Consider the following 19096-nt stretch of genomic DNA (forward strand, 5'->3'; position numbering starts at 1 on the left):
TAAGAGCCCCACCAAACTGTGGGGCTTTTCTTTTGCAGTAGCTTTTTTTTACTTATTTTGGTGCCTTAATTTATAATGTAATAATATAGTTTAACAAAGTATTAACCTATATGAGTGGAATCAAATCAGCCTCAGGTCTAGTGTTATTATTCTTATTTGTTCAGTTAACTTCTTTTGCACAAAAGGATTACACTGGAGAGGCAGACGCAGCGTTTAAAAATTATTCATTTCATCAGGCTATTGAAATGTATAAAAAGGCTTACTCTAAAGAGAAAAAATTTGCAGAGAAAAAACGTATTCTCTTTAAAATTGGTCAGTCTTACTTTTATCTTCAGGATAATGAAATGGCAGAAAATTGGCTTTCAAAAGCTGATAAAGCAGGTTACTCAAACCCTGAAGTGAAATATTTCCTTGCAGAATCTCTACGGAAACAAGGAAAATTTGAAGAAGCTCTGGTTGAGTATAAAAACTATAAAGAGTTAGCACCAGATGATAAAAGAGGTCAAAGAGGAATCAAGTCCTGTGAACTTGCTCAGGAATGGAAAGATAATCCTACTCGCTACGAAGTGAGGCCAGAGCAGTTGCTCAACTCCAAACAAGCTGATTTTGCACCTGTTTATGCTGACAAAAGGTATGATGAAATCATTTTTACATCAACACGTGAAGGATCTACAGGTAATTCAATAGATCCTAACACTGGTCAAAACTATTCATCACTATTTTATAGTAAACAGGATAGAAAAGGAAAGTGGATGGTTCCAACTCTATTAGAAGGATTGAGCATGGAAGAATCTAACGAAGGTGGAGCCACTATGGACAAGCGTTACAGAACGCTTTTCTTCACACGTTGTATTGATAAAAAGAATTCTGACATGGGTTGTGATATCTACACAGCCAAGCAACGTGGTCGATCTTATGCTGAGCCTGAGATGGTTCCAATCGATAAGCCAGATTCAAACGTTGTTGGTCACCCTTCTATGGGACTTGATGACGAATACATGTTTTTTGCCTCAGACATGCCAGGTGGTAAAGGAGGTAAAGACATTTGGTTTGTGAAATACGACAGCCGTAAAAGAACATGGGGTGAGCCAGTGAATGTAGAAGGTGTAAATACTGATGGTGATGAAATGTACCCTTTTATAAGAGAAGACGGTAATTTATATTTCGCTTCTAATGGTCATCCGGGAATGGGTGGATTGGATATTTTCAAATCTACACGTCAGGGAAAATCTGATTCATGGGGTGAAGTAGAAAACATGCAATATCCAATGAACTCTTCTTCTAATGACTTTGGAATCATTTTCGAAGGAAGTGAAGAAAAAGGTTTTTTCAGCTCAGATCGCTCAGGCGGTCGTGGAGGTGATGATATTTGGAGTTTCCGTATTCCACCACTCAAGTTTGTTATTGACGGTATGGTTAGCGATGTAGAAACTGGAGAACCAATTCCAAATGCTACTATTGAAATGAAAGGTACTGATGGAAGTACTGTTCAGGTTACTACTGATGAATTGGGGTATTATCAATTCGATAAAAAAGAAGGGTCAGATGAGCGCTACGTTAAAGCTAACACTTCTTACACTCTTCTCGTTTCAGCTGATGGTTATTTGAACGGAAAAGGTCAGGAAACAACTGTTGGTGTTCAACAATCTACTCGATTCAAGCACGATTTCAAACTACAGTCTATCAAACAGGACGAAATCGAATTCCCAGAAGTTCGTTATGACCTTGGTGAATGGGAACTACAGGTTAATGATTCAGTGAACTCTAAAGATTCACTCGATTACCTTTATCAGGTGCTTGTTGATAATCCCAACATTGTTGTTGAGTTGATGGCACATACTGATACTCGTGGTTCTGCAGCATCAAACCAAACGCTTTCACAAAAACGTGCTCAAAGTTGCGTTGATTACCTTATTTCAAAAGGAATTGCTGCTGAGAGAATGGAAGCAAAAGGTTACGGTGAAAACGAACCTAGAATTTCTGATGCTGAGATTGCTAAACTTCCAACTAAAGAAGAGAAAGAAGCAGCCCACCAGAAAAACAGGCGTACAACATTTAGGGTAATTCGGGATGATTACGTTCCTAAAGACAACGGTGATTCTGGAGATCAAGAGCCACAAATGAATGATGAGGGTGAACAACCCATGGAAGGAGAAGGCTCTGAAACAGATTCAGAATAGAAAATAAACACATAACTTTAAGCATCCTGTTGGCTACCCGGCAGGATGCTTTTGTATTAATAGAATGATGGAAAGATACAAAGCAAGAGGTGTTTCTGCCGATAAGGAAGATGTACACAATGCTATTAAAAATGTTGATAAGGGGCTATTTCCTAAAGCATTTTGTAAAGTGGTGCCGGATTATTTAACCGGATCTGACCAACACTGTATCGTTATGCATGCTGATGGGGCGGGCACAAAGTCTTCACTTGCTTACGCTTACTGGAAAGAAACAGGTGATTTATCTGTTTGGAAAGGAATTGCACAGGATGCGCTAATCATGAATCTCGATGATTTGTTGTGTGTTGGAATTACGGATAACATTTTGCTTTCGAGTACCATCGGGCGAAATAAGTCGCTTGTTCCGGGAGAAGTGATCTCGGCTCTGATCAACGGAACTGAGGAATTACTAGAAGATTTACGAAACTGGGGAATTGATATTAGATCAACAGGTGGTGAAACAGCTGATGTTGGTGATTTGGTCAGAACCATAATCGTAGATTCTACCGTTGTAGCGCGTTCTGAACGAGATAAAATCATTGATAATTCTAATATCAAGCCGGGCAATGTAATTGTTGGACTGGCATCATTTGGACAGGCAAGCTATGAAAACGAGTACAACGGAGGAATGGGAAGCAATGGATTGACCTCTGCTCGCCATGATGTGTTCGATAAAACAATAGCTGATAAATATCCTGAAACATTCGATAATAGTGTTGACGAGGAATTTGTATACTCCGGTTCTCGAAAATTAACCGACAGCGTTGAAGGAACTGATGTGAATGCGGGAAAACTCGTTTTATCACCAACACGTACTTATGCACCTATTATGAAAAAGGTGTTTGAAAAATGCCGCGATAAAATTGATGGAATGGTACATTGTAGTGGAGGAGCACAAACCAAGGTTTTGCATTTTATCGATCAGCATCATGTAATAAAAGATTCACTTTTTGAAACTCCACCACTTTTCAACCTGATTCAAAAAGAATCTGGGACAGAATGGAAAGAGATGTACAAAGTCTTCAATATGGGACACCGAATGGAAATCTATACAGATGAGAAAACTGCAGCTGAAATAATTTCCATTTCAAAAGAATTCGATGTTGATGCCAAAATCGTAGGTAGAGTAGAAGAAGGAGAAAAGCAATTGTCAATTCGTTCACAACACGGAGAATTTAACTACCAGTAAGATCAATGGATTTAGTAGAGAAACTAGAAGGAATAAAAGAGCGCTTTGTTGAAGTTGGTAAAATGATCACCGATCCCGAGATCATTGCCGATATGAAACGCTATGTCAAGCTCAACAAAGAATACAAAGATCTTGAGGAAATCGTTAAAGAATACGATGAGTACAAAGAACTCACCAGCAATCTAGAAACGAATAGAGAGATCCTCAAAAGCGATGAAGATCCTGAACTCAAGGAAATGGCTAAGGAAGAGCTCAGCGGGATGGAGGAGCAGAAGGAAGAGATGGAAGACAAGCTCAAGTACATGCTTATTCCAAAAGATCCTGAAGACGATAAAAATGCCATCATGGAACTCCGTGCCGGAACAGGCGGTGATGAAGCATGTATTTTTGTTGAAGATATGTTTCGCCTCTACACGATGTTCTTCAAGGAAAAAGGCTGGTCTTATGAAGTCATCAACTCAACTGAAGGAACTGTTGCCGGACTCAAAGAAATATCTCTGAATGTATCAGGCGAAGGAGCTTACGGAACTTTGAAATTTGAATCAGGGGTTCATCGTGTACAACGCGTTCCCGATACTGAGTCACAGGGAAGGGTTCACACATCTGCCATTACAGTTGCTGTTTTACCAGAAGCTGAAGAAGTAGATGTTGAACTGAACATGTCTGATGTCAAAAAAGATACTTACCGTTCATCCGGAGCTGGAGGACAGCACGTAAACAAGACAGAGTCAGCCGTTCGTCTCACTCACATTCCCACCGGAATGGTTGTTGAATGCCAGGATGGTCGTTCGCAACACAAGAACTACGAAAAAGCAGTTCAGGTCATGCGTTCAAGATTGTATCAAAATGAGCTTGAAAAGAAACAGGAGGAAAGGGCAGCACACCGTAAATCACTCGTGTCAACAGGTGACCGATCAGCAAAAGTGAGAACTTACAACTATCCTCAGGGAAGAATTACGGACCACAGAATCAATAAGACAATCTACAATCTCAGTTCTTTCATGAACGGAGATATTACTGAAATGCTTGAAGCATTGAAAATGGCAGAAAATGCCGAGAAACTCAAAGAAGGTGAAACCGCTTAATTGTTGAAATTGTGAATCGGTCAGAACTCGTTGATCAAATCAAAACTAAAAGATCTTTCCTCTGTGTGGGATTGGATACTGATTTAGAAAAAATTCCCAAACATCTTCTCGAGTACGATGATCCTATCTTTGAATTCAATAAAAGGATCATTGACGCCACAAAGGATTATGCAGTAGCTTACAAACCCAATATTGCTTTTTATGAATCCCAGGGGCCAAAAGGTTGGGAATCACTCAGGAAAACACTCGACTACATTCCCGAAAATATTTTCACAATAGCAGATGCCAAGAGAGGTGACATTGGGAATACCTCGGCCATGTACGCTAAAACTTTTTTTGATCACTACAACTTCGATTCAATCACAATCGCACCTTATATGGGCCATGATTCGGTTGAGCCGTTCAAGAAAGAAGGAAAGTGGACAATTGTTTTAGCTCTAACCAGCAATCCCGGAGCAAATGATTTTCAACTATTGAAAACGGAAAGTGGAAACCGGGTTTTTGAAGAAGTAATTGAAAAAAATCGTCAATGGTCAGATCCCGATCAACTCATGTTCGTTGTAGGTGCAACTCGTGGAGAATTGATCGGTGAAGTGCGAAAAGCAGCACCGGATAATTTCTTTCTCGTTCCCGGAGTTGGTAAGCAAGGTGGCAGCCTTGAAGATGTTGCTAAATTAGGGATGATTGAAGATTGCGGTTTACTGGTCAACTCATCGAGAGGAATCATCTATGCGTCTAATCAAAAAGACTTTGCAGAAAAGGCTAGTGAAAAGGCAGCAGCAATTCAGGCTGAGATGTCTACACTTCTTGAACGCTTTAATGTGTGTTAATTAGCGCTAGATTTATTACCTTAGTCAAATGACTGAGGATTTTCTTCATCATATTTGGCAAAATCAGGCTTTTAACCACAACAATCTCACCACCACGAATGGAGAAGAAGTGACTATCTTAAAGCCCGGAATTCACAACCACCTCAGTGGTCCTGATTTTCACGAAGCACTCATTCAAATAGGAGATACCAAATGGGCAGGGAGTGTAGAAATTCACCTTTCAAGTTCAGACTGGTATCATCATAACCACGAAGATGATTCAGCTTATCACAATGTGATTTTACACGTAGTATTCGAGCACGATATCGTAGCTGATGGTTTTAAACAAATTCCACTTTTGGAATTAAAGGGGCGAATTTCCAGGCAACAGCTAAATAGATACGAAGAGCTCTCCGGCTCTGACCAAAAAATACCATGTTCTTCATTGATTGAAAATGTCGATGAATTCATTTGGCAAAATTGGCTTGAGCGATGCGCAATGGAGCGTCTTGAATCAAAAAGTGAATTTATTCAGCAACTGGATAACAAGTTTAAAGGAGATCAAAAAAGGTTGTTACTGGTTTTGCTTTTTAGAGCCTTTGGATTTAAGTGGAATGCTGATCCAATGGAGGAACTGGCAAATCGCATCCCGATCAAAGAAATAGAGAAAAACAACTTAAATCAAATTCAACTAGAAGCTTTAATGCTCGGTCAGGCTGGGTTTTTAACAGCGAGTGAAAAATCACCTTATCGAGATGAACTGAAGAAAGAATACAGTTTTTTAAAAAGTAAATTCGGATTATCTGAAATGAAACTGGGCGCCTGGAAAACTGGTGGAGTAAGACCCGCTAATTCCCCTCATTTACGACTGGCTCAACTCAGTTCGGTTCTGACCAATTGGAATGTATTCAATCAACTTTTTAATGAAGGGAAAGCCAAAGAATTGATTGAGCTATTACGGTCAGAACCTTTAGAATACTGGGGAGAACATTACCGTTTGGGTCGTAAATCAAAAGGAAAGGTTCATTATCAATTGAGTTACAACGGTGCTTGCAACATTATAACAAATTCTGTTGTACCATTTCTCTATTTTATTGGGAACAAGTGGGCTAACCATGAAAGTGTTGAAAAGGCGATAAATCTACTGGAGCAATTACCGGCAGAAAAAAATGGTGTAATAAATAGCTGGAAATCATTATCTTTGAAAATTAAGAATGGATTGCAGTCACAGGGAGCATTGCATCTTTCAAAGAACTATTGTAATTTTAAGCGTTGCTTAGAGTGCGATATAGGAAAGAGTATTTTAAAATGAGTGCGTCATGATTGACAAAATACAGGGATTTTTTGAGAAGCAGGCATTTGGCGTTTGTGAATGGTGGGGCGAAAAGCTCAACATGGAAATTGGCCAAATAAGGCTTTCATTTATATATCTTTCCTTTTTAACATTTGGATCTCCAATTGTCATTTATCTCGTAATGGCATTTATACTCAAGCATAAATACTGGTTTAAAAGACGTCAACCCACAATTTGGGAATTGTAGCAAGTGTTTGAGAGTTTTAAATATTTCAAGAACCTTTACTACGCTTTAATCTTAATCGTATCAATTGTGCTGATTGGCACAATTGGCTACATGGCTGTGGAATCGTATTCACCCCTCGATTCCTTTTACATGACAGTGATTACTGTTTCTACAGTTGGTTTCAAAGAAGTTCATCCATTGAGCGAAGAAGGGAAAGTTTTCACAGCCTTTTTGATTATCATTAGTTTCGGTACATTCGCTTATGCAGTATCTTCACTGTCGAGATACTTGATTACAGGTGAAATAAAGTATTACTACAAAAACTTTAAAGTGCATCAGGAAATAAAAAAGTTAACAGGACACGTCATCGTTTGTGGATTTGGACGTAACGGACAAGAAGCTGTAAAGTCGCTTGAGGCTTACAATAAAAAAGTTGTGATCATCGAAAAGGATGAATCAGCAATGGAGACTTTACAAAATAATGGAAAACTCTACATCGAAGGTGATGCAACTAATGAAGATGTACTGCTCAAAGGCGGGCTGGATAAAGCATCTGCTCTTGTAACAACTCTTCCTAAAGACAGTGAAAACGTATTTGTTGTTCTCACAGCAAGAGAGATGAACCACGATTTGCGAATTATTAGTAGAGCTACGGCCTCAAGTTCAAATAGAAAACTAAAAATTGCCGGTGCTAATAATGTCATCATGCCTGATAAAGTAGGAGGAGCTCACATGGCAAGTTTGGTTGTGACGCCAGATATTTACGAATTCCTGGAGCGCATTTCCATGACAGGACAAGATGATATCAACCTTGAAGAGCTCGACTTTAAGAATATTCCAGATGACTATCATAATGACTCAATCAAAGAACTCAAGAAGCACTTTTCATCTAACTGTTTGATCATCGGCTACAAAGGATCTGACGGTCAGTTTGTGGTAAATCCATCAGATGACACGAAAATTGTGCCTCACAGCAAGCTTTTTGTTTTAGGAACTCCTGATCAACTTTCAGAACTGAAACAAGAACTCAAAATTTAGATGAAAGTTCTCATTACAGGAGTCAATGGATTGATCGGGAACGAAATTGCAAAAGAGTTTTTTGGAAAAGCATCTTTTACAGTCGGAACCGGAAGAGGTGCACAACGCTGTAAAAGTCTTGATCTCTACGTAGAGCTCGATCTCGAGGAAACATCGAAAATAAGATCTGTATTGGATCAGGTAAAACCAGATGTGATTATCCATTCCGGAGCTATTTCTCAGGTAGATGTTTGCGAAGAAAACAAGGAAAAGGCTTTTCGGATTAATGTTCAGGCTACGAAGGAAATAGTTTCCTGGTGCTCTGACCGTAATAAGAGATTAGTGTTTTTCAGTTCTGACTTTGTCTATGCTGGAAAATCTCTCAGTTATGATGAACAGGATTTTCAAAGTCCTGTGAATTATTACGGATACACAAAAATGATGGCTGAAAGGTGTATTTATGAGAACCTTAAAAATTTCTCAATCATAAGGCCAGTATTGGTTTATGGATTAAAAGATTCAGCCAAAAGAGAGAATATATTTTCCTGGCTTAGAAAAGATCTGAGCGATAATAAAATTGTGAAAATCGTTTATGATCAATGGCGTAAACCCACTTATGTAGATGATGTTGCATTGGCTACAGCTTCAATTGTATTTGGTAAATTCACAGGGTCTTTTAACATTTGTGGGCCGCAAGAGTATTCGGTATTCGGTTTTGCGCGGGAAATTGCAACTATACTCGATACACCACTGGCAAATATTTTACCGGTATCGGGCAAAGATTTGAATCAAGCGGGAGATAGACCTCCCATAACAGGTTTTAGTTGCAAACGAGCAAAACAGTATTTCAACTACAATCCGCGATCTTTGAGGGACGTGTTTCCTGAGATTTTGGATTGCTAGTTTTAAGCGTTCTTTATATTTGGCTGAATTATTAAAAATTAAAGTACATGACTGGATTTACAAGGAAGTTATTAGTAGTTCTTTTGATCAACGTATTTGCATTCAATGTAGGCGCCTTTGCCGAGGAAGGTAAGAATGGAGAAGGCACCAAAGAAGAATTGACATTGAGTCAAAAGATCGATAATAAATTTAGGCCAGTCGTGGATGCAATAGCAGCAGTGCTATTCGTTGATCCATTCGAAAAATTGGGACTTCACGATCCCACGGTACGCGATTCAGCCGGTAATCCAGTCATTAATGCTAAAGGCGAGATCGTAACACATCAAATTCCGCTTGTTGTTATTTGGTTGATATCAGGGGCTGTATTCTTTACTCTGAGGATGAAATTTCTCAATATTTGGGGTGTTAAACATGCCATAGCTCTGGTTAGAGGGGTTTATGACAACCCCGATGATGAAGGTGAAGTTAGTCACTTCCAGGCTTTGACAACTGCGCTTTCAGCAACTGTTGGACTCGGTAATATAGCCGGTGTTGCAGTAGCGGTTTCATTAGGTGGTCCGGGAGCTTCGCTTTGGATGGTTGTTGCCGGCTTATTTGGGATGACATCAAAATTTGTTGAATGTACTTTAGGTGTTAAATACAGAACAATTGGTTTTGATGGCCGCGTGAGTGGTGGACCTATGTACTACCTTAGTCGAGGGTTAGAGAAACGTAATCTCAAATGGTTAGGGAAAATACTCGCTGCTTTATTTGCAGTACTTTGTATAGGTGGTTCTTTTGGAGGCGGAAATATGTTCCAGGCAAATCAGGCATTTGCTCAGTTCTCCGGAGAATTCACTTTTATGCAGGATCACGGATTTTGGTTTGGTGTTGTAATGGCAGTTCTCGTAGGAATTGTAATTATTGGCGGAATCAGAAGTATTGCAAAAGTTACCGATAAAATTGTACCGGTAATGGTTGCTTCTTACGTGATTACTGCAATCATCATTATCGGGATGAACTGGGCAAATCTCGGTGAAGGTTTTGCCGCAATTTGGAACGGAGCTTTCGATGCAGACGCGCTCAAAGGAGGTTTCCTTGGAGTACTGGTGACCGGTTTCCAGCGTTCAGCATTCTCTAATGAAGCCGGTGTAGGTTCAGCATCAATTGCTCACTCGGCATCCAAAACAAATGAGCCGGTTAGTGAAGGGATTGTAGCATTGCTCGAGCCATTTATTGATACAGTTGTTGTTTGTACGATGACAGCTCTCGTATTGATCTTTACAGGATTTGCTGACGGTGGTCCTGAAAGTCTTGAAGGATCTGAGCTAACTGCAGCAGCTTTCTCAAGCGTATTCCCATGGTTTAAATACTTATTAATCATTGCAATTGTTCTATTTGCATTTTCTACGATGATCAGTTGGTCGTATTACGGACTCAAAAGTTGGACCTTCCTCTTTGGTCAAAGTAAAGCTGCAATTGTGTCCTATAAAGTGTTATTCCTTTTATTCATTATCGTGGGGGCATCATCGAGTTTGGGTGCTGTATTAGACTTCTCAGATATGATGATACTTGGAATGGCTTTCCCCAATATACTTGGTCTATACTTCCTTGTGGGAGAGGTTAAGAAAGATCTTGACGATTACTTTAAACGTATTAAAACGGGTGAGATTAAAAGATTTAAATAAATTAGAGCGGTAAACTCCCGCTCTATGAAGAACCCACTACAGGAAATTTTTCATTTCACAAGAAGCGAGCGCAACGGTATTGTTGTGCTCGTTTTCATTATAGCCCTTTTGATCATAGCACTGGCATTGCCCAATCGCTTTTACAGGTTCAATTCTGAAATTGGAGTCAACAAAGAAAAAAGAGATAGCTTACTCGCTGAGTATCGAGCTAATCTGGTTGAGGCAAAATCGAAGTACCGTGAGCAAAAGAATGATGAAGAAAGGTCATGGTCAGAACCCAATGATGTTCCCGTTGCTGACCGAAAACCGGTGAAGGAGGAACAAAAGCGATTCCAGTTTGATCCCAATTCACTTTCAGCTGATAGTTTTGAACTTCTTGGTTTCAAAGATTACGTAGCTGAGAACATCATCAAATACCGAAATCATGGAGGCCGCTTTTCTGAACCAAAAGACTTAAAGGATATTTACTACATCGATACTATTTTGGTAGATGAGCTTGCTGGTTTGATGGAAATAAAGAAAAGGAAAAAGCGTATTGATTCCTCCGGCTCTGACCGTGAAAATGACACACTCCTTGCAAAAGTTGAAACAGATAGTTTAAAACGAGATTCAACTCGTGAAAATAAATATAAAGACATTTCCTTTGAATTGAACACTTGCAATGCAGAGGAATTGCAGGAAATCTATGGAATTGGTCCGGCTTATTCAGGCAGAATAATAAATTACAGAGATCTACTTGGTGGGTATTTGAGTGTGGGCCAGTTAAAAGAAGTCTACGGAATTAACGATAGTTTGTACAGTCAAATAGCTCCATATTTTACAGTGACAAACAGAGATTCAATTAAAAAAATTAACATCAATGAAGCAGACGCGTATGAAATTGGAAAACACCCGTATATCACGAATTATCTTGCTATTCAAATAGAAACATACAGGAGAGAGAACGGGAAATTTGAAAACCTTGAAGACTTGCGCGAACATCGCTTGCTAAATGACGTTTTATACATTAAAATTGCACCCTATCTTAAAGTGACAAAAAACTAGAGAATCAATATTTTATATTTCTGATTATGAATTTTGAAATGACAGAAAATCAGCGAATGATCCAGGATATGGTTCAGGATTTCGCTGAAAAAGAAATAAAGCCAAATGTCCTCAAGTGGGACGAAGAACAAACGTTTCCCGTTGACCTGATGAAAAGAATGGGTGAGCTGGGATTACTAGGAGTACTTGTTCCTAATGAATACGGAGGATCAGGTTTTGGTTATTTTGAATATGTAACTGCTATATCTGAGATTTCAAGAGTTTGCGGAGCAGTTGGATTATCAATGGCAGCTCACAACTCTCTATGCACGGGACACATTTTACAGTTCGGAAATGAAGAGCAAAAGAAAAAGTATCTTCCAAAACTGGCATCAGGTGAACATATTGGTGCCTGGGGATTGACTGAAGCTAATACCGGTTCTGATGCAATGCGCATGAAGGTGACTGCTAAAAAAGACGGAAACGAATGGGTGATCAACGGTGCAAAAAACTGGATTACTCATGGTATTTCAGGAGATGTAGCAGTAGTTTTAGCCAGAACAGGAGATCTATTGGATAGTCACGGAATTACAGCTTTTATCGTTGAGCGCGGCACTCCTGGTTTTTCAGGCGGTAAAAAGGAAAACAAGCTCGGGATGCGTGCCAGTGAAACGGCTGAAATGATCTTTGAAGATTGCCGTGTACCTGAAGAAAATGTACTTGGTGAAGTAGGAGATGGCTTTGTTCAGGCCATGAAAGTTTTAGATGGTGGTCGTATTTCTATTGCAGCACTTTCTATTGGGATTGCTAAAGGAGCATTTGATGCTGCCAAGCAATATTCCAAAGAGCGCGAGCAATTTGGTCAGCCAATCTCCAAGTTCCAGGCAATAGCTTTCAAACTAGCAGACATGGCAAGCGAAATTGAAGCAGCAGAATTGTTGACAATGCAGGCTGCGGATATGAAGAATCGTGGAGAAAAAATGACTAAAGAGTCAGCAATGGCCAAGTACATGGCTTCTGAAGTTTCTTGCAGAGCTGCCAATGAAGCAGTTCAAATATTTGGCGGTTACGGATACACAAAAGAATACCCGGTTGAGAAATTCTACCGTGATTGTAAGCTGTGTACAATTGGAGAAGGAACATCTGAAATCCAAAAACTCGTAATTGCACGAGAAATATTAAAATAGGCTTGGCAATCTGAAAATTAGATTTACTTTTGCCGGACTTACGAAAGGAGGTGGATAAGAATTATGCTAGTTATACCAGTTAAAGAAGGCGAATCAATAGAAAGAGCCTTAAAAAAGTACAAGAAAAAATTTGAGCGTACAGGCGTTATGCGTGAACTAAGGGATCGTCAAAAATACACGAAACCTTCAATGGAACGCAGAGAACAAAAGCTCAAAGCAATATATAAGCAACAGCTTAGACAGGAAGAAGAATAAGCAACTCTTCCGTAAAATATTTTTGGACCTATAGAGGAAAAGTGTTTTTAAATCACTACCTTTATAGGTCCAATTTGTTTGTGAGAAATGTTGCCAATAGAGAAGTTCATCAGATACATAAAACTGGAAAAGCGCTACTCAGATCATACAGTTACAGCTTACCAAAATGATTTACTGGCTTTTCAGCAGTTTTTGGATGAAACTCTTGAAGAGGACTATCATCTCACAGATATTAACTATCAACTCATTCGTTCCTGGATTCTAAAACTCGTGAACGAAGGGATGGAAAACACTTCCGTGAATAGGAAGATCTCTACTCTGAAATCATTCTTTAAATTTCAATTGAGAAAGAGAACAATCCAAACCAATCCCACTCAAAAAATCATAGCACCCAAAAACAAGAAGCGACTTCCACAATTCGTATCTCAATCTGATATGGATAAACTTTTTAGCCGGTCAGAGTATTTTACTGATGATTGGGTAGGGTGCAGGAATCAACTCTTGATCGAGATGTTGTATCAAACCGGAATGCGTACATCTGAATTGATCAATCTCACCCACAATCAGCTCGATTTGAGTCGGGGTATAATCAAGATAATAGGGAAAGGGAATAAAGAACGCTATGTTCCCATAACGGCAGAACTGCGAAGTTTAATTGATAAATATTTGAGTCACAGTCAGAACCCAAATCCAGCTGATAGCGAAGTAATTTTTGTCACAGAAAAAGGAAATAAACTATATCCAAAACTCGTATATAACATCGTGCGAAGTTGCCTGGATCAAATAACGACTATTGAAAAGCGAAGTCCTCATGTCTTGAGGCATACTTTTGCTACTCATCTCCTCAACCGCGGAGCCGAGTTAAATACCATAAAAGAGCTTTTGGGGCATTCAAATTTATCAGCAACAGAAGTTTACACACACAATTCATTTGAGAAATTAAAAGACATTTATAAACACGCCCATCCAAGGGCCTAAAATCATTAGATATGAAATTAGACATTCAATCCGTACATTTTGATGCTGATCAAAAACTAGTTGATTTCATACAGCGCAAAGCTGATAAGCTTGAACAATATTTTGATGGAATTATTTCAGGAGAAGTGATATTGAGAGTGGAAAACACTGAAGATAGATCGAATAAAATCGTAGAGATGAAACTGGAAATACCTGGTAATAACCCATTTGCCAAAAAGCAGTGCAAAACTTTTGAAGAAGCTACTGACAATTGCGTGGAAGCCCTTCGCAGACAAATCAAAAAGACAAAAGAAAAATTGCGCACACATTAGGTGAAAAAAAAGAAATAAAGTTTGCACGAAATATTTTTGTTATTACATTTGCAGTCCTTTTGAAAGAAAGGGCTGTTTTTTTGCAGCAAAAGCCAATGTAGCTCAGCTGGCTAGAGCAGCTGATTTGTAATCAGCCGGTCGGGGGTTCGAGTCCCTCCATTGGCTCGCTTTTTTAAATGTTTTGATTGGGGAGATACCGAAGCGGTCAAACGGGGCAGACTGTAAATCTGTTGGCTACGCCTTCGTAGGTTCGAATCCTGCTCTCCCCACTTTGATTTAAGCGGGAGTAGCTCAGCTGGCTAGAGCATTAGCCTTCCAAGCTAAGGGTCGCGGGTTCGAATCCCGTTTCCCGCTCTAAATAAATAGATGAATTGATCATCTGTTTATTTTTAAGTGAGAAGCAAGATTGGTGATGTGAAGAGAAAGTTTCTCACACGATTGCCAATGTAGCTCAGAGGTAGAGCACTTCCTTGGTAAGGAAGAGGTCACGGGTTCAATTCCCGTCATTGGCTCTAAGGTGGCGTATTTAAACGATGAAAATTATATATTAAAGAGGAATTAATTAACTAATTCAAAAGCTATGGCTAAAGAAACTTTTGATCGTTCCAAACCGCACATTAACATAGGTACGATAGGTCACGTTGACCACGGAAAAACAACTTTGACAGCTGCTATTACAACTGTTCTTTCAGGACAAGGGTTGTCAGATAAGCGCGATTTCGATACTATCGATAACGCACCAGAAGAAAAAGAACGTGGTATTACAATTAATACGTCACACGTTGAATATACAACTGACAAGCGTCACTACGCTCACGTTGACTGTCCAGGTCACGCTGACTACGTAAAAAACATGATTACTGGTGCTGCCCAAATGGACGGTGCTATTTTAGTAGTTGCTGCAACTGATGGTCCAATGCCACAAACTCGTGAGCACATTCTACTTGCTCGTCAGGTAAATGTTCCTGCAATCGTAGTTTTCATGAATAAGGTTGACCTTGTTGACGATGAAGAACTACTAGAGCTAGTAGAGATGGAAATCCGTGAATTGCTTTCTTTCTATGACTTTGATGGTGATAACACTCCAGTTATCCAGGGATCTGCTCTTGGCGCACTTAACGGTGAAGAAAAGTGGGTTAACAAAGTAGTAGAATTGATGGATGCAGTTGATGAGCACATTCCATTGCCTCCACGTGATGTTGACAAAGAGTTCTTGATGCCAGTTGAAGATGTATTCTCAATTACAGGTCGTGGTACAGTTGCTACTGGACGTATCGAATCTGGTGTTGTTAATACAGGTGATGAAGTTGAAATCTCAGGAATGGGATCAAACATGAAGTCAACTATTACAGGTGTTGAGATGTTCCGCAAAATCCTCGATAGAGGTGAAGCTGGTGACAATGTTGGTCTTCTTTTGAGAGGTATCGACAAGAAAGACATTAAACGCGGTCAGGTAATATCTAGACCAGGAACAATAACTCCTCACACTAAGTTTAAAGCTGAGGTATATATCCTTAAAAAAGAAGAAGGTGGACGTCACACTCCATTCCACAATAAGTATCGTCCACAGTTCTACTTGAGAACAACTGACGTTACTGGTGAAATTCTTCTTGAAGAAGGTCGTGAAATGGTAATGCCAGGTGATAACCTTACAATTACTGTTGAATTGATCGCGCCTGTAGCTATCAACACAGGTCTTAAATTCGCTATTCGCGAAGGTGGACGTACAGTTGGTGCTGGTCAGGTTACTGAAATTATTGAGTAATTATTGCTCTCAATACTTGAAATTATATCGAAGGTGTCCCGTTTTTACGGGATACCTTTCGCTATGAATACAGGTTTACGGGTGTAGCTCAACTGGTAGAGCACTGGTCTCCAAAACCAGGGGCTGTGGGTTCGATTCCTACCACCCGTGCAAATATTAACAGCAATGAATAGTATCACGAATTACATAAAAGAATCATATAACGAGCTTCGTCATAAGGTTACTTGGCCAACACTTAAAGAATTACAGGGGAGTTCTGTTTTGGTTCTTGTTACTAGTTTGATCATTGCTCTTATCGTTTATGGAATGGATGCTGGTTTCGGTCAAATCTTAGGGTTCATTTATGAAACAATTTATTAACCCTCTACTGATAGTATGATGACTGAAGAGAAAAAAGAAATAGAAAAAAAGTGGTACGTAGTGCGTGCTGTTAGTGGTAAGGAGAAGAAGGTTAAAGAGCAGCTCGAAGTAGAAATTAGTAGGTTGAATCTAGAAGATTATGTTTCTCAGGTTTTGATTCCTACTGAAAAGGTTTATCAAATTAGAAATGGGAAGAAAATTTCGAAAGAAAGAAACTTTTTCCCTGGTTATGTACTGATCGAAGCTGCACTTACTGGTGAGATACCACATATTATTAAAAATGTAACCAATGTAATTGGTTTTCTCGGAGCTACTAAAGGAGGAGATCCTGTCCCAATGAGGCAGGCAGAAGTGAATAGGATTTTAGGAAAAGTAGACGAGTTAGCAGATAGTGATGAGGAAGTAAACATTCCTTACATAGTTGGCGAATCTGTTAAAGTTATTGATGGACCCTTTAACAATTTTACTGGTGTTATTGAGGAAATCAATGAAGAGAAGAAGAAACTCAAGGTTATGGTGAAAATTTTTGGTAGAAAGACACCACTTGAGTTGAATTATATGCAAGTAGAAAAAGAATAATTGAATTGCTCATCGTTTCAAATGCTTCCCTTTGAGCGATAGATTAAATAGAGAAATAGAAAAATGGCTAAAGAGGTAAGTAAAATAGTAAAACTTCAGGTAAGAGGAGGAGCAGCTAATCCATCTCCACCTGTAGGTCCAGCACTTGGTGCAGCTGGAGTTAACATCATGGAGTTCTGTAAGCAGTTTAATGCTAGAACCCAGGATAAGCAAGGGAAGGTATTGCCGGTTGTTATTACAGTTTATGGCGATAAATCCTTTGACTTTGTTGTTAAAACTCCACCGGTAGCTGTTCAATTAAAGGAAGCATCTAAGTTAAAAACAGCTTCGCCTGAACCTAACAGAAAAAAGGTAGCTACTTTAACGAAAGATCAGATTAAGGCTATTGCTGAAGATAAAATGCCTGATCTTAACTGCTTCACTGTAGAATCGGCAATGGAAATGGTAGCCGGTACTGCTAGAAGCATGGGAATCATCGTTAAGTAATTGTTGAATTAGGTTAAAATTGAATCATGTCAAAGTTGACTAAAAATAGAAAAGAGGCGGAGTCTAAGTTAGAGGCTGAAAAAGCTTATACACTTGGTGAAGCTTCTGGACTTGTTAAAGAAATATCAAATACTAAATTTGACTCATCAGTTGATTTAGCTATTCGTCTTGGTGTAGATCCAAGAAAAGCTAACCAAATGGTGAGAGGTTCAGTTTCATTGCCACACGGAACCGGTAAAGATGTTAAAGTTCTTGTTCTTTGCACTGCTGATAAAGAAGAAGAAGCTAAAGAAGCCGGTGCTGACTATGTTGGACTCGATGAATACATCGATAAGATTAAAGGTGGATGGACTGATGTAGATGTTATCATTACAATGCCTTCAGTTATGGGGAAAGTTGGTGCTCTCGGTCGTATTTTAGGACCAAGAGGTTTGATGCCAAACCCTAAAACAGGTACTGTAACGATGGATATTGCGAAAGCAGTAAAAGATACAAAAGCCGGTAAAATCGACTTTAAAGTTGATAAGTACGGTATTATCAACACTACAGTTGGTAAGGCTTCTTTTACAGCTGAGCAAATCAAAGAAAATGCAAGTGAGTTGTTACAAACTATATTAAAGTTGAAGCCAACTGCGGCTAAAGGTACTTATGTGAGAAGTATTTTTATGTCCAGTACAATGAGTCCCAGTATACAGATTGAACCCAAATCAGTTGGTGCTGTAGGGGCTTAACAATCCTTTAACCGAACGAATAAAAGTTAGAGATGACCAGAGAACAAAAGAATCAAGAAATTGCCAATTTGGCTGAAACTCTTTCTAGCAATGGTATTATATACCTTGCTGACATCTCTGAGCTCGATTCTTCGAACACTTCTAAGCTTAGAAGAATGTGCTTCAAAAAAGAAGTACAGATTAAAATGGTCAAAAACACACTTTTGGCTAAAGCGATAGAAAAAGTAGAAGATAAAGATTTTGGTGAAATTCCATCTGTTTTAAAGGGAAGTACTTCTCTGATGATTTCAGAGACTGGTAATGTTCCTGCAAAACTGATCAAAGAGTTCAGAAAAAAAGAGGAAAAGCCCTTATTGAAGGCAGCCTATATTGACGAGTCAGTTTATATTGGAGACGATCAGTTAGAAATGCTTGCAGCGCTCAAGTCGAAAGATGAGCTTATTGCAGAAGTGGTTTCTATACTTCAATCTCCAGCCAAAACTGTTGTCTCTCAATTACAGTCTGGTAAAGATAAATTGTCAGGAGTTGTAAAAGCTCTTGCAGATAGAGAAGAATAAAAATTGTTGAATCAACTTTCGAAAAATCCAATACAATGGCAGATTTAAAATCGTTTGCTGACCAATTAGTAAACTTAACTGTTAAAGAAGTTAACGAATTAGCAGATATTCTCAAAGAAGAATACGGAATTGAACCAGCAGCTGCGGCTGTTGCTGTAGCCGGACCAGGTGGTGGCGGTGAAGGCGGTGAAGCTGAAGAACAAACAGAATTTACTGTAGTTCTTAAAGCTGCAGGCTCTCAAAAACTTAAAGTAGTTAAAGCTGTAAAAGAACTTACCGGTCTCGGACTTAAAGAAGCGAAAGAAATCGTTGACGGTGCTCCTAAAGAAATTAAAGAAGGAGTTGCTAAAGACGAAGCTGAATCACTTAAGTCACAACTTGAAGAAGCCGGTGCTGAAGTTGAGCTCAAGTAATATAGCTCGCAGCTTATAATAAGCTTTTTTGCAAGGTTTAGG

Annotated in this window: 21 protein-coding genes and 5 tRNA genes; all 26 read left to right on the plus strand. The window is 39.2% G+C overall.

Annotation, left to right across the window (positions count from 1 at the left end; genetic code table 11):
- The first annotated feature begins 110 nt into the window (after nucleotides 1–110).
- The 26 genes from F3059_RS12190 to rplL all read left to right on the plus strand — a co-directional run bounded on the left by F3059_RS12190 (nucleotide 111) and on the right by rplL (nucleotide 19054).
- On the plus strand, nucleotides 111–2180 hold the full coding sequence (locus F3059_RS12190) for an OmpA family protein (protein WP_151169666.1): 2070 nt from the start codon (nucleotides 111–113) through the stop codon (nucleotides 2178–2180).
- Between the two features lie 67 nt (nucleotides 2181–2247).
- Complete coding sequence (locus F3059_RS12195; RefSeq protein ID WP_223274613.1) at nucleotides 2248–3408, plus strand: AIR synthase related protein; 1161 nt, start codon at nucleotides 2248–2250, stop codon at nucleotides 3406–3408.
- A gap of 5 nt (nucleotides 3409–3413) precedes the next feature.
- Complete coding sequence (prfA, locus tag F3059_RS12200; RefSeq protein ID WP_151169670.1) at nucleotides 3414–4493, plus strand: peptide chain release factor 1; 1080 nt, start codon at nucleotides 3414–3416, stop codon at nucleotides 4491–4493.
- A gap of 11 nt (nucleotides 4494–4504) precedes the next feature.
- Nucleotides 4505–5323: an orotidine-5'-phosphate decarboxylase gene (pyrF, locus tag F3059_RS12205; protein WP_151169672.1), complete on the plus strand. Its 819-nt coding sequence runs from the start codon at nucleotides 4505–4507 to the stop codon at nucleotides 5321–5323.
- A gap of 28 nt (nucleotides 5324–5351) precedes the next feature.
- Entirely contained in the window at nucleotides 5352–6614 is a 1263-nt protein-coding gene (locus tag F3059_RS12210; RefSeq protein ID WP_151169675.1) for a DUF2851 family protein, read from the plus strand.
- 7 nt (nucleotides 6615–6621) lie between these two features.
- Nucleotides 6622–6843, plus strand: coding sequence for a PspC domain-containing protein (locus F3059_RS12215; protein ID WP_223274614.1), 222 nt, complete (start codon nucleotides 6622–6624; stop codon nucleotides 6841–6843).
- Nucleotides 6844–6846: 3 nt separating this feature from the next.
- Entirely contained in the window at nucleotides 6847–7860 is a 1014-nt protein-coding gene (locus F3059_RS12220) for a potassium channel family protein (RefSeq protein WP_223274615.1), read from the plus strand.
- Complete coding sequence (locus F3059_RS12225) at nucleotides 7861–8742, plus strand: SDR family oxidoreductase (RefSeq protein WP_151169677.1); 882 nt, start codon at nucleotides 7861–7863, stop codon at nucleotides 8740–8742. It begins immediately after the preceding gene.
- 47 nt (nucleotides 8743–8789) lie between these two features.
- Nucleotides 8790–10409, plus strand: coding sequence for an alanine/glycine:cation symporter family protein (locus F3059_RS12230; protein WP_151169679.1), 1620 nt, complete (start codon nucleotides 8790–8792; stop codon nucleotides 10407–10409).
- Between the two features lie 24 nt (nucleotides 10410–10433).
- On the plus strand, nucleotides 10434–11453 hold the full coding sequence (locus F3059_RS12235) for a helix-hairpin-helix domain-containing protein (RefSeq protein WP_151169681.1): 1020 nt from the start codon (nucleotides 10434–10436) through the stop codon (nucleotides 11451–11453).
- A 26-nt stretch (nucleotides 11454–11479) separates the two neighbouring features.
- Entirely contained in the window at nucleotides 11480–12619 is a 1140-nt protein-coding gene (locus F3059_RS12240) for an acyl-CoA dehydrogenase (RefSeq protein ID WP_151169683.1), read from the plus strand.
- Between the two features lie 63 nt (nucleotides 12620–12682).
- Nucleotides 12683–12874, plus strand: a complete 192-nt coding sequence (gene rpsU, locus F3059_RS12245; protein WP_151169685.1) for a 30S ribosomal protein S21 — start codon at nucleotides 12683–12685, stop codon at nucleotides 12872–12874.
- Between the two features lie 87 nt (nucleotides 12875–12961).
- The gene (locus tag F3059_RS12250; protein WP_151169687.1) at nucleotides 12962–13852 is read left to right on the plus strand and encodes a tyrosine-type recombinase/integrase; all 891 of its coding nucleotides are present in this window, start codon (nucleotides 12962–12964) and stop codon (nucleotides 13850–13852) included.
- A gap of 11 nt (nucleotides 13853–13863) precedes the next feature.
- Complete coding sequence (gene hpf, locus F3059_RS12255; protein WP_151169690.1) at nucleotides 13864–14163, plus strand: ribosome hibernation-promoting factor, HPF/YfiA family; 300 nt, start codon at nucleotides 13864–13866, stop codon at nucleotides 14161–14163.
- Between the two features lie 91 nt (nucleotides 14164–14254).
- Nucleotides 14255–14328, plus strand: a tRNA-Thr gene (locus F3059_RS12260).
- A 22-nt stretch (nucleotides 14329–14350) separates the two neighbouring features.
- Nucleotides 14351–14432: transfer RNA gene (locus tag F3059_RS12265), tRNA-Tyr, on the plus strand.
- An 11-nt stretch (nucleotides 14433–14443) separates the two neighbouring features.
- Nucleotides 14444–14517, plus strand: a tRNA-Gly gene (locus F3059_RS12270).
- Nucleotides 14518–14603: 86 nt separating this feature from the next.
- Nucleotides 14604–14675: transfer RNA gene (locus F3059_RS12275), tRNA-Thr, on the plus strand.
- 68 nt (nucleotides 14676–14743) lie between these two features.
- Nucleotides 14744–15928: an elongation factor Tu gene (gene tuf, locus F3059_RS12280; RefSeq protein WP_151169692.1), complete on the plus strand. Its 1185-nt coding sequence runs from the start codon at nucleotides 14744–14746 to the stop codon at nucleotides 15926–15928.
- Between the two features lie 77 nt (nucleotides 15929–16005).
- Nucleotides 16006–16078: transfer RNA gene (locus F3059_RS12285), tRNA-Trp, on the plus strand.
- Nucleotides 16079–16093: 15 nt separating this feature from the next.
- Nucleotides 16094–16288: a preprotein translocase subunit SecE gene (gene secE, locus F3059_RS12290; RefSeq protein WP_151169694.1), complete on the plus strand. Its 195-nt coding sequence runs from the start codon at nucleotides 16094–16096 to the stop codon at nucleotides 16286–16288.
- A 15-nt stretch (nucleotides 16289–16303) separates the two neighbouring features.
- Complete coding sequence (gene nusG / locus F3059_RS12295; protein ID WP_394349552.1) at nucleotides 16304–16867, plus strand: transcription termination/antitermination protein NusG; 564 nt, start codon at nucleotides 16304–16306, stop codon at nucleotides 16865–16867.
- 63 nt (nucleotides 16868–16930) lie between these two features.
- Nucleotides 16931–17353 (plus strand): 50S ribosomal protein L11, encoded by a 423-nt coding sequence (gene rplK / locus F3059_RS12300; protein ID WP_151169696.1) that lies wholly within the window; start codon nucleotides 16931–16933, stop codon nucleotides 17351–17353.
- Between the two features lie 26 nt (nucleotides 17354–17379).
- Nucleotides 17380–18084: a 50S ribosomal protein L1 gene (gene rplA, locus F3059_RS12305; RefSeq protein ID WP_151169698.1), complete on the plus strand. Its 705-nt coding sequence runs from the start codon at nucleotides 17380–17382 to the stop codon at nucleotides 18082–18084.
- 32 nt (nucleotides 18085–18116) lie between these two features.
- On the plus strand, nucleotides 18117–18641 hold the full coding sequence (gene rplJ / locus F3059_RS12310; protein WP_151169700.1) for a 50S ribosomal protein L10: 525 nt from the start codon (nucleotides 18117–18119) through the stop codon (nucleotides 18639–18641).
- Between the two features lie 35 nt (nucleotides 18642–18676).
- Nucleotides 18677–19054: a 50S ribosomal protein L7/L12 gene (rplL, locus tag F3059_RS12315; RefSeq protein WP_151169702.1), complete on the plus strand. Its 378-nt coding sequence runs from the start codon at nucleotides 18677–18679 to the stop codon at nucleotides 19052–19054.
- Nucleotides 19055–19096 lie beyond the last annotated feature (42 nt).

It is taken from the genome of Salibacter halophilus (genome assembly GCF_008806325.1).
GTDB lineage: Bacteria > Bacteroidota > Bacteroidia > Flavobacteriales_G > Salibacteraceae > Salibacter > Salibacter halophilus.

Coding starts and splice junctions, on each gene's coding strand:
- F3059_RS12210 (WP_151169675.1), top strand. CDS start 5,352: ATGACTGAGGATTTTCTTCATCATATTTGGCAAAATCAGGCTTTTAAC.
- rplL (WP_151169702.1), top strand. CDS start 18,677: ATGGCAGATTTAAAATCGTTTGCTGACCAATTAGTAAACTTAACTGTT.
- F3059_RS12235 (WP_151169681.1), top strand. CDS start 10,434: ATGAAGAACCCACTACAGGAAATTTTTCATTTCACAAGAAGCGAGCGC.
- F3059_RS12250 (WP_151169687.1), top strand. CDS start 12,962: ATGTTGCCAATAGAGAAGTTCATCAGATACATAAAACTGGAAAAGCGC.
- F3059_RS12195 (WP_223274613.1), top strand. CDS start 2,248: ATGGAAAGATACAAAGCAAGAGGTGTTTCTGCCGATAAGGAAGATGTA.
- tuf (WP_151169692.1), top strand. CDS start 14,744: ATGGCTAAAGAAACTTTTGATCGTTCCAAACCGCACATTAACATAGGT.
- rplK (WP_151169696.1), top strand. CDS start 16,931: ATGGCTAAAGAGGTAAGTAAAATAGTAAAACTTCAGGTAAGAGGAGGA.
- F3059_RS12225 (WP_151169677.1), top strand. CDS start 7,861: ATGAAAGTTCTCATTACAGGAGTCAATGGATTGATCGGGAACGAAATT.
- prfA (WP_151169670.1), top strand. CDS start 3,414: ATGGATTTAGTAGAGAAACTAGAAGGAATAAAAGAGCGCTTTGTTGAA.
- rplJ (WP_151169700.1), top strand. CDS start 18,117: ATGACCAGAGAACAAAAGAATCAAGAAATTGCCAATTTGGCTGAAACT.
- rpsU (WP_151169685.1), top strand. CDS start 12,683: ATGCTAGTTATACCAGTTAAAGAAGGCGAATCAATAGAAAGAGCCTTA.
- F3059_RS12215 (WP_223274614.1), top strand. CDS start 6,622: ATGATTGACAAAATACAGGGATTTTTTGAGAAGCAGGCATTTGGCGTT.
- F3059_RS12190 (WP_151169666.1), top strand. CDS start 111: ATGAGTGGAATCAAATCAGCCTCAGGTCTAGTGTTATTATTCTTATTT.
- rplA (WP_151169698.1), top strand. CDS start 17,380: ATGTCAAAGTTGACTAAAAATAGAAAAGAGGCGGAGTCTAAGTTAGAG.
- nusG (WP_394349552.1), top strand. CDS start 16,304: ATGATGACTGAAGAGAAAAAAGAAATAGAAAAAAAGTGGTACGTAGTG.
- secE (WP_151169694.1), top strand. CDS start 16,094: ATGAATAGTATCACGAATTACATAAAAGAATCATATAACGAGCTTCGT.
- F3059_RS12230 (WP_151169679.1), top strand. CDS start 8,790: ATGACTGGATTTACAAGGAAGTTATTAGTAGTTCTTTTGATCAACGTA.
- F3059_RS12240 (WP_151169683.1), top strand. CDS start 11,480: ATGAATTTTGAAATGACAGAAAATCAGCGAATGATCCAGGATATGGTT.
- hpf (WP_151169690.1), top strand. CDS start 13,864: ATGAAATTAGACATTCAATCCGTACATTTTGATGCTGATCAAAAACTA.